The organism is Sinorhizobium fredii NGR234, assembly GCF_000018545.1.
GTDB classification, from domain to species: domain Bacteria; phylum Pseudomonadota; class Alphaproteobacteria; order Rhizobiales; family Rhizobiaceae; genus Sinorhizobium; species Sinorhizobium fredii_A.
The window spans coordinates 1-14398 of record NC_000914.2 but is presented as its reverse complement, the minus strand read 5'-3'; the positions used below and the strand labels follow the sequence as shown (position 1 = coordinate 14398).

The window sequence follows — 14398 nt, the reverse complement described above, 5'->3', positions numbered from 1 at the left end:
GCAGCTTCGGGATCCACTGGGCCTATATGTAGAACTTAAACGGCTGTTTCTTCTCGCCTTTGATCGCCGATCCCATCGTCAGGACATCGCCGACCATTCGAGCGAACCGCACGGTGACCGGAAGGCCATCGTTGAAGTTGCAAGAATTGTAGTTGATCTTGGTCAGGCCCATGATGTCGGACAGCACGTCACGAATCTCGGGCTTGGCATCCTTGCTCCGCGTCACGGTGACATGTAGCGGATTTGGGGTTTCCGGGCCGATATAGGTATCAAGCTGCGGAACGTATCCGGTCGTCCAAATGTAGGCTGTCTGCGCATCGAGGATCAAGGCTGTGCCGCGCAACACAGGATAGTCTCCATCGCGGAAGAGCTTCATTTCGCCACCGGTTGGGCGAATCCGCACGCCAACGACATTTGTCCCCTTCGGCGCCGCATCGGCAAACGCGGCCCATTCCTCATCGTTGAAGTAGGTCTGACCATGGATGAAGAGCTCCTTAGGCGCCTCGCCGTGGGTATCGACATAGCTATCAAGAACGAGCTTCAGGAGGTCTTTGGCTGCGGGAGCCTTCAAATGATAGTCGTAGTCCCCGGTCTTCCAGGGGCCGTTTGCACCACGGAAAACGACACCGTCGCCCTCGTTCAGAAACATTTGCGCCGCGCAGCACGCGTGGCCATCGGGATCATTGGGCAGGCTCTTGTAGACCATGCCGAGGTAGCAAACGCCAGGCCGGATCGTCGATAACCGCCACGGTGGGCGCGGCTGTGTCTTATAGTACAGACCAGTGCCGAGATTCCAGGCAACCGTGGCACGATCCTGCGTCTTGCGGGTCGGGTAACCTGCCGTATTGAGAAACGCGCCTGGCGCAAGCGTGGTTTCTCGAATGAGCTGCGTCGGCGCGATGTTCAAGAAATCGGCTTTGATGCGCCGATGAAAATCCGGAACGTCGTCAAAAATGGTCTCACCACTTTGATCGATAATACCTGCCAAGAGCGGCAGGCTTTCGCGCTTCTTCTGCTTCTTGGCGAAATCCCCTTTCTCCGTTGGCAGACCAGTGCGCTTAGAATTTGGTCGGCACCTTTCATAGACGATCTCAGGAAGCACCAGCACCCAGATGTCTACCGCGCGCTCCTCGTTGTGGAGATGTTTGTTTACACGCTCGATATAGAGCTTCGCGACCTTGTCCACTGCTTCGTGCTGGTTTGTCACCCGCGTCGCGCGATCGATATCCGCGAGCGGGATCGATAATGCGCTGAGCTCGTCTGGGTCGTAGGAAATTCCAAAGGTCTCTTCCAATCCCGGGAAGTTCGCGAGGTGCAGCCGGTTCGCCTTTTCTCCCTTCCCGGGCGGGGGCACCTTGACAATGGATTGTAGCTCGCGGCTCCACGTCCGGAAGTGACCGATGCCTTCACTTGTGCCGATGACACCGACGCGGATTTCTTTCGCCTTTTTCCCCTTGAGATGGGGTCCGTAAAGGTGGAGGCCGTCCTTTGGGTGCGCGCTCTTCTGACCGAAGGCAAACTCAAGTTCCGGCTCATGGATATGATCGACCTCAAGCGATCGTTCCAGAAATTTCATTCGCCGCCCTCCTCATCACTGTCAGGCCGCCCGAGAGTGCTGTCATCCAGCTCCTCGTCCTCGTCATCTAGGTCGTTTGGAAGAACGGTACTGACCGGCGATGAAAACAGCATCGGCGATGCCTCGATAACGAAGGTTTCCGTCTCGGAAAGAGGGAGGCGAACAAAAGCCGATTCTCCGGAAAGCAATTCTAGAAACGCCAGAAGCCGCCCGTACCACTGCTTGTTGCGCCAGCCCTTACAGACCGATCGCCTCAAGCGGTGTAGCTTCTTGGGATCGTCGACAACAAGGCCGGCTGGGGTGTCGTTATCTTGCGCAAACAGGACCCTCGACTTCAGCTTGAAGTGCCAGAACGGCCAGAAAGCTGGCATGGCAGTCACACCGAATTGCCAGATATGGCCCTTAGCGGAATTGCGCAGCATCGATGACCGCTTCTTCTCGGCCTGGTTCCCCCACGGAATTCGCTTGCCCGTCGGCGCCTGTTCTGGTGACGCGTGGAAGCCGATGCCATTCGAATATCCGTGTTCGATGAACCCGTTGCGTTTGCAGTAGTTGAACCAGGCCTTCTTGAGCATCGCTACAACGAGGTTGGAGGCAATCTGGCGGTCAATTCGCAGTCGCTGAAAGCCGCCCTCCGTGAATTCCACGAGCGGAATTTCATGTTTCAGCTTGAAGCGGCCGACGGCTTCGAATGCCATTTCGATTTCCGGCACACCACCGAATGCCAGAAAACCTGATCCCCCGACCAATGCGCAAGGATGTCCATAGCTGTCGATCGCTCCCTGGAGGCGCCCTTTGTTGATCGATCCAGAGCATTCGAAGTATCGGATGAAATCTGGCGCCTCGGCGACCCGAAGCCAGTTTGAGGTCAGTCGCTCAGGAACTTCGATGATCGGCACGGCGCCGCGCCGGCGATAGATCTCCCAGTTGGGGTTTATCATCGTGTCGATGCTGCGCTGGACTTTTTGCCGTTGCAGGGTATCGATGAGCTTGAGCAGGCCTTCTCCCCAATTTCGAACGAAATCGACCGCGACAGTGTCACCGAGACCTTTGATCTTCCGAAACGTCTCCATGCGCAGCGGAATGACAAACCGCTGATCACCGAGTTCCTTTCCCGTTTCTAGAGCAATGTCGAGGTCGTCCTGGATGCTGCTATCCTCAAGACTGGAATCACGGCAGAGAAGCAGGACCTTGACCGCGCGATGGCGCAGCGCACTGGTTATCTCCCTTCGCCAACGTTCGCCAGGCATGAGGGTGAGCACGTCGGCAAAGACCTGGTAGCCCTCGGCCTCAAGCTTTGGAGCAAGCCATAGCGTGAACTCGTCGTCGATGGGTGAAGCCTTGATTATGAAGATCGTATCGCGCTTTACGGGCTCGATCGGAGCATCGGCTGCCCCGGGTGGCGGCATCAGGCGAGCGAGCGTTTTGGGAACCTCCGCCGGCGCCATTGCCTTGCGCACCGCGTTGGTGACGACCTCTTCGAGCACTGGGGTGCTGTGTGCCCAGAGCCCTTCATGAGCCTTCACAATCTCAGGATAGGATCTGAGCAAGCCGTTGAGGTCGTCCGCGCCAAATATGTCGCCGGGTCCGACTAGGCTTGGTCCAATGATTTCCGTCAGCGTTGCCTTGTTTGCCGGGGTAAGCGGTACGGACGTCGTCAGAATGTATCGTTGCGGGGCCAGTTCGTCGATTGAAACACGTTCTTCTCGCATCTTCGACTTGAGTTTCGAGAAGCCAGATCGGAGATAGTGCTTGGCCTGGAGGATGATCGAACCATCGGCTTTGGCGTGGCGTCCATCCATACCGTCATCTGCGCCAACGGTGAACGCTTCGAATCGAACTCCGGTTTCGGCGCCCACAAGATCGCGACTCAGGTTCTCGAAGTCATCCGGAGAAAGTGTTGAGAAATCATACTTCATTTGTCGGATGATGGGTCGCGACAATACTAGGCGTCAAGGCATCAATAGATGTCTTCTCAGTTGTAGTGCGGTTACCAACAACTCTGATCGCGTGAAAGCGCTGACTGCAGTCCCGTTTCGCCAGAGTCGCCCTCCGCTGAGCCCCTCGTGAAACCGAATACCCCAGCACTCGAGAAATCCGGAAGCCCGCTCGGTTCTCAACTACGAGGACGGATCGGTAGGTAAGGGCCCCACCTGTTCCAAGGTAGCAGAGACTGCCGCGCTGTAGCTGGGTTTGGCGGTGACAAAATCTCGAAGCGAATACCGCTCCGTAGAACGGCTACTGCGCACCAAGCCATCCTCTTCGACCCAATCAAAGGCCGAGATAAACGCATGCAGGCCGTTCGCCCGCTCGTACCGAGCATCATCTCCTCGCCTCTATCCGCACGCTACCCCGTCCCGCGTGCCGCCAACCCTATCACGCGAAAAGCACCTCGGTGAGGTTCTCCGGCGGCGACCAGAGGCCAGCCTTGGCCTTAACGTAGGTTTGGCAAAACGTGACGATCTTCTCCTGATCGCCAAATTTCAGCTTATGCTTGGCAATAGTCGTGAGCTGTTCGAACGCATTCGACGTGAAACCGTATGTCGACAGGAAGAGGCCACCATCTTTCTTTTCTTCGACGATGATCTTCAAGAGCTTTTCCACGGCCGCCGATCCCACCTTCGTGGATGAACGCCAATGTTTGATCTCTACGTAATACTCAGCGAGCTTACCCCTCACCGTGCACGTCAGAATGACATCCTTTCCACCATCCTTCGACCCCGGCGTAAGCGTCACGGCAAAACCCAACCCTTCGAACACCTCTGCGACGACCTGCTCGACCATGCGCCATTCGAGATGATCCAGGGCATCCGGACTTTTCGCGATCAATCGCGCTAGCCCGCTGCTTAGATCCCGCAGCATGATCCGAACCTCAGCCTCCACATCGACCTTCTCTTCGCGCAGGCGACTGATCCAGGCACGCATTCCGCCAATGTCGAGCAATTCGATCCTAAGCGGCAAGCTTTTCTCCACTGCGGCATGCGCCTCCCGCGGAAATTCGCCGTTGCTCACCAGCACGACGCGAGTGAGATCCTGCAACAATGCAGCGCCGATCAACTTCTGCAGATCTGCCATCCCCACGCGGCTAACAGTCTTCCTGTAAAACTTGGCCTGAACTCCGATGGTCTCGGCGGGTGCAGAACTGGTCTCATCCGCCGTACGCGAGGCGCGGAAATCGATTCCCTGATCGTTCAATCCGCCAGTATGCTCAACCTCGTAGCCTTCGATCCCGAAAAGCGGCTCCAACACGCGGCCCAGGACCAATTCCGACTCTTGGGGATCGAGGCTCTCGTTCGCCCGCAATTTATTGAGCTCGAGATCGAGTGCATCGCACTCCGCTGCACTTAGTTTTCCCAACAACCGCCCCAACCGCGTGCTCCTTCCAATATTCCCATACCTAATTACCAAACGGATTTGGTGATACCCGTAGAGCCTGACTTGAGGGTTGAGAAAGCCGAATTTGAAAGTGTTGGTGTCAATTTTAACAACATGTCGCTTCCGCCCAGCAAAGGTGGGACATGCACGCTTGGCACCAGGATCTCGTAGACCCACTACCGCCGAAAAAAGGGGCGTGGGCTTATATCACCCCCCACGCCCGAAACCTCCCCCTCCCCGTCATCTCTCTCAACCCCAGCTCCGTCACGATCCGCCGCGCCGCCTGTGGGGTGACCTCGAGCGTCTTGGACACCATCCCGGCCGAAACGAGCGGTTTTGCCATCACAAGTTCGACCAGCTCTGGCAGTTTTGACGAGGTCCGCCGTCCGTCCAGCTTTCGGTCCATCATCGTTTTCGCCAGCGTCAGCCGATCATGTTCTTTCATGCCGATCTCAGCAGCCGCCAGCAAACCGTGGGCGATGGCAAGCAGCCGGGTCTCCCGGCCGCGATGGCGGCGCCGATCGACGGGTATGGTTTTCAGACCGAGATTGATGGCGGCAAGATGGGCGCCGGTGGTGATGCCGGCTTCCCGCAGGATTGAGGCGCAAAGCAGCCGGCCGAGCCAGGGCGCGTGCTGCAGGACAGACAGTTCGTTCCAGGCATCAAGGGCGACGATCGCCTGCAGCACCGCCGGCAAGTCTTGAGCCTGGCGCAGCACGCTGCGCCATTCCACCAGCCGGGCGTCCTCATCCCAATCGAGGTCGTAGACCAGTGGATCCTTCTCGGCAGCCCAGCTGTTCGCGCCGGCACGGCCGGGTCGCCTTGCGTCTTCGATCGCGGCCTCCGAACGTGCCAGCACCGCATCGATGGCGGCATAATCGACGCCGGGCAGATCTTTGGCGTCGTTACCATCGTCCCCCTCCCCTTCCGGATCGATAGCGACCGCGGGCCGAATGACGTCGGCCGGCTCCACCGCCTCGACGCCGACCGGGTTGATGTCCGACGTCTGTCGCAAAGTTCGGATACCCTCTGTCGATAACGGCCAATCTGGCGACTGCGCAGCGATGCGCCGGCGGGTCCGCAAGACGTCGCGGGCGATTGTCAGTTCGTGGGTTGGGGTGCGGATGTCGCGGGTAGCGTCGTGGAGGACGAGGTCTTCGAGATGGACGAGTTCGCCGTCGATCCAGAGGGAGGCGCAGGCGTCGAGGAAATGCATGCGCTCAATCCACCCGCTTCCGACCGGTGAGCGGGCGATGCGCTCGTCGAGACGCGTGAAACCGATGCCGGCCTCGAAAGCCGGCCGCATCAGGGCTGTCGTGCTGATTTTCGCCAGATCATAAGCCATTGAAATTATGGTAAACAATTTTCTAAAGGAACTCTAGTGCAATATTACTGTTCCTCACATCGTACGCTTTCGGGTTGCTTCTAACCATCGATAGGTTTCCAGTATCGATAGTTATGGATTTGGCGTTGCAAATCACCTACGTCGGTCGTACCAGATCGGGGATTCGCCTGGAAACCCGGGCTTTTCAGCCCCTTCCTCACCCTCTTTCAGCGAACTCATTCCCCTGATCGAGTGAACTGGACCTCTGCCGAGCGGCCGACCGCGGAGCCGTCCTCCGGCTATTTCATCATCCCGGCCTGTCAGAAATGCAACGGTGGTACCCGATCCCATGCGTAACAGGGGATTTCATCGCATTTCGGCCACAGAAGGCCGCTGGCGCGATTTCCCGAACTTCGACGGTCCGAGACCTGTTGCAGACCAGATTCCGCGCTGTACGGCCTTCCATTTTGAACATAAAACACGCTTGCAAAGGAGCCTTTTCTCACACATGTTTCATTTGTACAAACCGCCCCGAAACGACCGAAAAATTCGATGGCAACGGCTGCATACCTCAATTCTCCTTCCCTGCAGCAAAGGCTGATCGGATACGCCCGTGTTTCGACCGAGGATCAGCTCAACGACGCTCAGGTCGACGAATTGCGGGCGGCTGGTTGCCACCGCATCCACCAGGAGCACGGATCCGGCGCATCACGCGCGCGGCCGGTGCTTGCGAAGCTTCTTAAAGACCTTGCCATGGGCGATGTCCTCGTCGTCGTTCGCCTCGACCGTCTGGCCCGATCGGTCAGCCACCTGCTCGACGTCATCGAAGACCTCGAGAAGCGCGGCGTCCATTTCCGCTCGCTGCGTGATCCGATCGATACCTCGACGCCGCACGGAATGTTTTCCCTGCAGGTGCTCGGCGCCGTCGCCCAGCTCGAGCGCGCGCTGATCGCGGAGCGGACCAAGTCCGGTATGCAGGCCGCCAAGGCGCGCGGCCGGCTTGCCGGCAATCCCGGGCTTCGAGAACGCCGGCCAGAAGCCATCCGTGCGGTCTCAGCGGCGCGCGAGCGGGCCTACCTCGATGAACTGATTGTGTCAGCGCAGACCTGGCTGCCGACAGTCCGGCGACTGCGCCCGCGACACAGTTGGGACAATGTCGTGCGGATCCTCAATCGCAGGGGGCACGACTGGACCGTCGAACGGTTGCGGCGGGCGGTCCACCGGCTAGTGCGCGAAAAGCTCGCGGAACCGGAACTGCTTGCCCGATCGCTGCGCCGGCCGCCCGAGGATCATCTGATGCGGCTGGTTGCCGGGATCGCCATCGCCGATCCCAATCTGTCGCTGCGCGACATTGCCGCCCAGTTGGACCAGATGCAGGAGCGACCGCCACGTGGCGGCCGCAAATGGCAACCGTCTTCCGTCCGAGCACTACTGGACGAGGCGAGTCGCATCGGGCTGGTTCGCGCTTGAGAGGCTTGGTTCATGAATTCAAGAGTGTTCACGCGGCGTCGAAAGACGGGTGCGGCACTGTTTCCGGTCGCCGCATGCTTCCAAATGGAAAAAGACCGAGCAACCCCCGGGCTATTCCAGAAAGCTCGCGTTGTGAGGAAGGGGCCGCCTAGGCCTGCAAATTGTCAGCCGACATCTTGCCGGACTTACGATCCTTTACCAGCTCGTAACTGATCTTCTGCCCATCCTTCAGCTCCCGCAGGCCAGCCCGCTCCACCGCTGAAATGTGGACGAAGACATCGGCGCTCCCGTCGTCCGGCTGAATAAAACCAAAGCCCTTCGTCGCGTTGAACCATTTTACCGTTCCGGTCGCCATCATGCCTTCCTTCGATCATTTGCCGTACCCGCCACAGGGCGGGCGAGGCTCGCTTCGTATACGCGCGCACAGATAGACGCTTCTCCGCTCCGGGTAAAGCAGCCCGAACGTTGACGCAACTGCCCAGCCCAAGCAAGCGATCTTCGTCGCCATAGACGCTACTTTTTGCCTCTTTGTTTCAGCCGCGATGCTGACGGGAGCATCCTCTGCTTGCCACACGTCGAACTGATTTGTCGTACAGATAAGATCACTGAGTTTTCGGAACCCAAGCGTGCACGGGTCGAAGTCCGGCGCCAGGTGAGACCTCCATTTGCCGCAGAGCCTCATCCGAGGCGCGCTTTCCGCAGAGCCCCGCAAGGTTGGCTCTGGCGGCTGAACTCGTCGTCGCGAGTCGTGGGCTAGGTGCCTGAGTCGCCCTCGATGCCGACGCGCGACACGGCGATGCTCGCGCTGACTGCCTTTCTCTAGGCAACGGTGATCCCCGCGCTCACCGGCGCGGTTACGCCGGGCCCGGCCGACCTCGATGCGCTCGCCCTGAACGTGTTCGATTGAATGAGGAACCCGTTCGAGGATCATGCTCCCGCGCCACCTGATCTGCCCCACGTACAGATCAGTCTGCCCGTTCGAGTACCGCTAGACGCTCGCGGTAAGATGGTTTCTACTGCCGAAGCAGGAAGTTGGCGCGCTCCATCAGCCAGTACAGCGCTTCCTCCGAGACTTCAAAATGGCAAGGGAACATTTCGACAGGCAACACAGCAGAGCCCAACGGTTGCTTGAGCTTAGCCGTGTGGCAATCTCCCGCGACTGGGACAAACACGCGGCGTTCCTGCCCCCGTGCCGTTGAGGGCGCTTATCCCACTCTGCTACTAACCCTGACGAACCACGGCCCTCCCCTCGCATAGCCTGACGTTCCTGCGCGACTTGGCCGAACACCGGGACAGCGGCTCGTCGAAGCTTGGCCGCGCGAACTTTCTCGCACCGCGCGCGATCAGCTGCGACCGGCGTCGATATGACCGTGTCCCACTTCAACCGGTCGGAGGCCTTGTTCGAGTATTGCGGCTCAGCGAGCTTGCCGTCGCTGACGAGGACGAGAATTCCGAAGTCCGAGGACCGCCCAACGTTGTGTGGGGATCGACTACAGCGTCGCAGGCATAGAAGCCGAACATAATGGTCTTCAGGGTCCGCCGCGCTTCTTGAAAGCAGTGGAGCTGCCTTCGAGCGCATCTAATCGTGTGAGCGCGGGAACGTACGGGAAAGCCCGTCGCCGAGGCTGCTCGGGGCACGCTGGCAAGGGGCACGACCCTGTTCGTCGTCGAGTTTCGTTGCTTCGCCTGCCTTCGTGGCAGCGTCTTAGCCTGCGTTCCAGTCGCTGTTGTGGGTAGGGATTTTCCTCCTTGCACATCCCGATCTCCGCCGTGGTGAGGCCTTCATGGAAGGCCGACAGTACCGTTGCCATCGCTGCCCCCGAACTTCGTTACGGCCCTCGTCAACCCGCCGGACTGTACCAAATTGGCGAAGCGTAAGCGCGCTGCGTCAATCGAACTCAGGACCCCTTCCCGCCTCTGATTTTAATTGAGCAGGAACATACGGTAGAACATCGAATAGCGAACGAAGGTCCCAGGACCACCGCGGCCGGTCAATCAGAGCGCCACACGTTGATGTCTCACCGACCAGGAACAGGTCCGTGCCAACCGACGAAGCCTCCCCTGCCCCACCCTGCGTTTCAATCCGCCTCGACCGCACCAAAACGACGACGAGCGATGATGACGAACATGTGCTCTTGATCTGCCGGCCGGCGATCGCCTTGAAACGCTGGCTCATGGAAGGCCGGAACCAACAGCGCGGTGGTGTTCCGCATCTACCACATGAAGCAAATATCGACCGGCGAGCGCTACCAGCCGCATGAAATACGCTTAGCCAAGCGATAACTAATGCTCTGTTGGAAGTGTGACAGTCATTCTGGCAGAATGACGAAACGCGGTCACCTACGGACTGGCTAAACTTTACGACTCGCGTCCTACAAACAGGCGATCAACGCCTCGAAAGTTCGACCGAACCCCTCCCTTCAACAGCAAACGAAGACAGTTTAGAACTAACGCTCTGATTAATTTGCGCAAATTTCCGTTTTTGTCAGCTGACAACTTTTTACAGTCTGTTTTAAGGAAGCAATAGTCTCCCCTGCCTTTGCAACCAACTAAAAATCAAGATCTGGTGTAGCATTTGGCCTTTCACAGCATCGTCCTGGCGCTCAAGAAACATCTCTGGTCTGATGCTCGAATGCCTCCGCCAACTTCTCGGACACCATGCTGAGGGAGCTGCGGACTGGTCGGGCTTGTCCCTGCCTTTGGTGTCGTCCATATTGCCATCGAATGTCCCTGCCTGCACTGTCCTCGTACCGACGTGGACGATTGGAGTTGCTCCCCCTACTGAGACACCATAAACGAAAGCGTCATAACTTCTCCTAATCGGTTGACTCAACGTCCCAATCTGCCGATTTTGTCAGCCGACAACAAGCGGTCGCCCAAGAGCTGAGGGGATTGGTTCCCGCCGATTAAGCGGGTTCTTCGGTCAGGAGGCCAATCGATCACTTCCGCCGCGCGCCCTCAGCAGTGCCATCAACACTGGCCCCGGCGAAAACTCGCCCCGCTTTGCCCGAGACGTTAGGTCGCGGAGATATCCGCCGGGCGATTTGATGTGCCCTGACCGCTCCAGAATGCAGGCCATGACAGCGGATGCGTTCTCGGGCCCCATAACCTCACAGGCATCCTGGTAGGCCGACGGACTGACGCAGAGCATCGAGCGGACGACCACTGCGGCCTGCATCAGGTCACGCGGGCTCGCAACTACGCCTCCGGGGCCATAATCTGAGATGCTTGGGCAAGCCCGCAACACCATCCCCAACGGAAACACCTTCATCGGCTCGCGTTGCGGTTCGATGGCTGGGCTCGGCCTTTCGCCCTGCTCTTCTCGAGAGCTAGGTTCAAATTCATTAGTGGATTCGGGATGTGAATTCTGTTTGTGCCGCTCAATTTGATCAGGATTGCCGCTCAAATTTTCGATTTTTAACCTGATTTCCAGAAGGTTGGAGATTTCCTCGCGCAACATCTCCATCTCTTCGAGGATGGGGGCGACGGTCGCGGCCGTTGCCACTCGAGGAATGGTCGCTACTAGGCTGCGGTAGTGCTGGTGAATTCCGTCCCAATTACCGTCCACTCCCTCCTCAATGGCGACTTCAATCAGCTTACCGATATCGCGCCGGCAGATCGTCAGGCGCTCGCGAAGTCTACGCAATTGCAGTCGCTCAATTTTGACATAGGCAGCTATTTGCTCGATCTCGCGTGCGCGTGACAGCAACGGAGCCAACGAAAACCCATAGGCCTCATCGATCGAACCGTCTCCGTCCTTGCGGGCGTAGCGTTTGCCATTTGGGCTATCCCGGCGTGCCAGAAGGCCAGCGTCGACGAGCGCTGCGATGTGGCGACGCAACGTCGCTTCAGCCATGCCATGCGCACGAAGCGACAACTGCATGTTAGAGGGGAACACGATGAGGCCGTTTTCCTCAGACAAGGTCGTCTCGGGATAAAAGCTCAAAAGTGCGTTCATAACAGAGAGCGCACGTTCGCTGATGCCGAGCTTCGGCTTAGCTTCGCAGAGCGCTCGAAACAGCTTCCACTTGTCAGCCGATGTTTCAGGTTCGAGTTCACGCGACATATATTGGCTTGCCAACATGCCAAGCGTCATCGACCGCCGCCCGAAGGGCGTCGTCACACTTCCATCTTGCATCTTCTTTCACCTATCCTCAGGCAAAAGACGTCCGCTCACCCGTTCCGGTGCCAAAGACTCTTGACTGCGATTCGTGGAAATGCGATTCTCAGGCTGCTAAACGATGAGAGAGGCTTCCACGATGGTTACCGTCTGGGGGCCTTTTTCTTTTGCGTCAGTCTTCCTTCCGATTACCCTGCTCCAGGAACTCGGCATAGAGCCGGTCCAGGTTGTCTGCAATATACCGCCCAAAGGGGCCGGCATTCCTTGATTTCATAGACAAGGCAAACGCCTTGGCGGAGTTCGAATACTTAGCGGAGACGGTCTTGTCCGCCGGTTGCCAGTTCTCCAGGATCTTTGGAGTCGTCTTCCGGACAGGCTTCGCCGCGCTGTTCAGACCAGAAAACAGGGAATTGAAGCGATCGTCAGTGCTCAGTTCATTGAAGGAAGGATCAGAGACGATTGCCTTCACCTTCGCTTCGTTGGCGGTTTTACCCACAAGCAATGACAACTCGACCCAGCGTTCTCGGCCGACCGCCGGGCAGGGCCCGATTCTTGCGATTGTCTCTTCAGGAATACGATCTATTACGGCGATCATTTTCGAGATAGCGGCCGCATTGGCAGCAAGCGCCGATCCTATGATTGTCCGGTCATAGCCAAGCTTCTCGAGGTGCGAGGCGAAGTTCGCCCGTTCAATGAAGGAGAGGTTGGCGCGCGCCGAGTTTTCCTGTCCCTGGGCGATAACGTGCGTGCGGTCATCCAGCGCCTTGACGACCGCCTTAACCTTGCGGCCGAGCTCGCGGGCAACGCGGGCTCGGCGGTGTCCAAAGACGATCTGGTAACGATCGGCTGCCGACGGGTGGGGGCGCACAAGGATGGGCGTATCCTGCCCGCGCTCGGCAATCGCCTGCTTCAATTCCTCGAACTGCTCGGAACTATCGCCCATGCGATCAGAGACGAACGAACCATCGAGTGTCTCAGGGTCGAGTTCGACGACCGTTTCTCCTTCGAGAAATTTCTCGGCCTGGCGCGACAACTCGTCGAGCGAGCGCACCATGCTCTTCGAAGCCCCGCGCATCGGGTAGGCGGGCGCAACGTCTGCGTGCGGGATTTCCGCTGTGTCTACCAGTCCCGCCAGTAGGTTCTTTCTCGCCATGTGCCTGCTCCGTTTGCCTGAGATCTACCGGGCCGTCCCGGGGAAGTTTACACTTCTCAACTGACAACCTTCCTCCCCCAAGAGGCATGGACGAGTTCGACGATCTCGGCGTTGACTGCGTTCAAGGAGTCCATCGCGCGCTCATAGGTGGACCGCGTCATCTGACTCTTGTCGACTTCGTAAAGGGTCTGCTTGGTGATTCCGGCGTCTGAAACCGCTGTCGATTTCAGCATCTGGTTCTTCAGCACAAACTGGTGGAACAAGGTCTGCATGAAGCCCACCATCTGCGCCTGCGGCCCATCCGTTGGCTCGTACCGGGTGATCAGATAGCGATACCATTCGAGATTGACCGCAGCACCCACATCCCGGATCGGCTTCAGGATCCCGCCCAGCATCAAAAGGAACTGGCCCATCGACATGACGTCGAGCATCTGTGGATGGATCGTGATCAGGACGCTCGTAGCCGCAGTCAGCGCGGTGATCGTGAGATAGCCGAGCTGGGGAGGGCAGTCGATGACGACAACGTCATAGCGGTCGTTGACTTCCGACAGCGCGCGCGAAATCCGCGTGAAGAAGGTCTTGCCATCGTTCGAGCTCTTGTTCGACATCGCAAGCGGGGTGTCGTACTCGTACTCCTGAAGTTCGAGGTTCGCAGGCACGATATCGAGGCCCGGGAAATTGGTAGGCTGGATGATCTCACTGATCGATCGGCGTTGATCGTCATATCTGAGCGCCTCATAGAGCGACGGCGACATGTCGAGTTCGGGCTGAAAACCGTGAAGCGACGAAAGTGACGCCTGCGGGTCGAGGTCCACCGCCAAGACACGGTGCCCGGTCAACGCCATGTACTGCGCGAGATGGGCGGCCGTCGTCGTCTTTCCCGAACCGCCTTTGAAATTGACAACGGCAATGACCTGGAGCTTTTCGCCCGACCGACGGTGCGGCACGTAGTTCCTGGCTTCCGATCGTCCATGCTGATCGAGATACTGACGCAGTTCCGCCATCTGCTCAGCACTATAAGAACGGCGACCCGACGACGATGTCTGGGGGAGGGGGCCTTTTCCCTCAAGATGAAGTTTCTTCAGCGTACTTTGAGAGACGCCGAGGAACTGCGCCACTTCAGAGAGCGAGAACTGGCGAAGCAGTTTCTTGGCATTCGGTGGGAACTGCTGCATGCTTAAAAGATGCAATTTCTTTGAAATCAGATCGCCCTGTTCGAGGATGAGATCCTCGAAATGCATCGGCTGTGCGGGAGCGATGGGCGGCGAATTAGCGTTCATTGCAGGGGAACTCTCGAATAACGGTTTTTCGGCCCGAGAACCGACATAATCGTTATTATGTGCGATTCTCGCCGACTGACAAGGAATATAGAGTTAACAA

General features: G+C 58.1%; 10 protein-coding genes and 1 pseudogene. 1 reads left to right on the top strand and 10 read right to left on the bottom strand.

Annotated features, from left to right (window positions below):
- Positions 1-22: 22 nt before the first annotated feature.
- The 4 genes from NGR_RS29730 to NGR_RS29715 all read right to left on the bottom strand — a co-directional run bounded on the left by NGR_RS29730 (position 23) and on the right by NGR_RS29715 (position 6305).
- On the bottom strand, positions 23-1576 hold the full coding sequence (locus tag NGR_RS29730) for an argonaute/piwi family protein (protein ID WP_010875054.1): 1554 nt from the start codon (positions 1574-1576) through the stop codon (positions 23-25).
- On the bottom strand, positions 1573-3495 hold the full coding sequence (locus NGR_RS29725) for a toll/interleukin-1 receptor domain-containing protein (RefSeq protein WP_010875053.1): 1923 nt from the start codon (positions 3493-3495) through the stop codon (positions 1573-1575). The genes NGR_RS29730 and NGR_RS29725 overlap by 4 nt, the downstream gene beginning before the upstream one ends.
- Before the next feature lie 457 nt (positions 3496-3952).
- Positions 3953-4945 carry a restriction endonuclease gene (locus tag NGR_RS29720; protein WP_240545258.1) on the bottom strand — a complete coding sequence of 331 codons (993 nt, stop codon included), beginning with the start codon at positions 4943-4945 and terminating at the stop codon, positions 3953-3955.
- 208 nt (positions 4946-5153) lie between these two features.
- Positions 5154-6305: an RHE_PE00001 family protein gene (locus NGR_RS29715; protein WP_164924765.1), complete on the bottom strand. Its 1152-nt coding sequence runs from the start codon at positions 6303-6305 to the stop codon at positions 5154-5156.
- 522 nt (positions 6306-6827) lie between these two features.
- On the opposite strand from NGR_RS29715, the gene NGR_RS29710 reads away from it, so the two are divergent.
- Positions 6828-7745: a recombinase family protein gene (locus NGR_RS29710; RefSeq protein WP_010875050.1), complete on the top strand. Its 918-nt coding sequence runs from the start codon at positions 6828-6830 to the stop codon at positions 7743-7745.
- Positions 7746-7893: 148 nt separating this feature from the next.
- Here NGR_RS29710 and NGR_RS29705 read toward each other — a convergent pair whose 3' ends face one another.
- The 6 genes and pseudogenes from NGR_RS29705 to repA form a co-directional block, all read right to left on the bottom strand.
- Positions 7894-8100: a cold-shock protein gene (locus NGR_RS29705; protein ID WP_034859522.1), complete on the bottom strand. Its 207-nt coding sequence runs from the start codon at positions 8098-8100 to the stop codon at positions 7894-7896.
- A 15-nt stretch (positions 8101-8115) separates the two neighbouring features.
- On the bottom strand, positions 8116-8427 hold the full coding sequence (locus NGR_RS33700) for an OST-HTH/LOTUS domain-containing protein (protein WP_348774943.1): 312 nt from the start codon (positions 8425-8427) through the stop codon (positions 8116-8118).
- 641 nt (positions 8428-9068) lie between these two features.
- Positions 9069-9325 (bottom strand): annotated as a pseudogene (locus tag NGR_RS33310) (hypothetical protein); the annotation flags it as partial.
- Between the two features lie 1343 nt (positions 9326-10668).
- Positions 10669-11883: a plasmid replication protein RepC gene (gene repC / locus NGR_RS29695; protein WP_010875048.1), complete on the bottom strand. Its 1215-nt coding sequence runs from the start codon at positions 11881-11883 to the stop codon at positions 10669-10671.
- Positions 11884-12037: 154 nt separating this feature from the next.
- A complete protein-coding gene (repB, locus tag NGR_RS29690; RefSeq protein WP_010875047.1) occupies positions 12038-13018 on the bottom strand; it encodes a plasmid partitioning protein RepB in 981 nt (326 codons plus the stop codon).
- 56 nt (positions 13019-13074) lie between these two features.
- Positions 13075-14298: a plasmid partitioning protein RepA gene (repA, locus tag NGR_RS29685; protein ID WP_010875046.1), complete on the bottom strand. Its 1224-nt coding sequence runs from the start codon at positions 14296-14298 to the stop codon at positions 13075-13077.
- Positions 14299-14398: the final 100 nt, after the last annotated feature.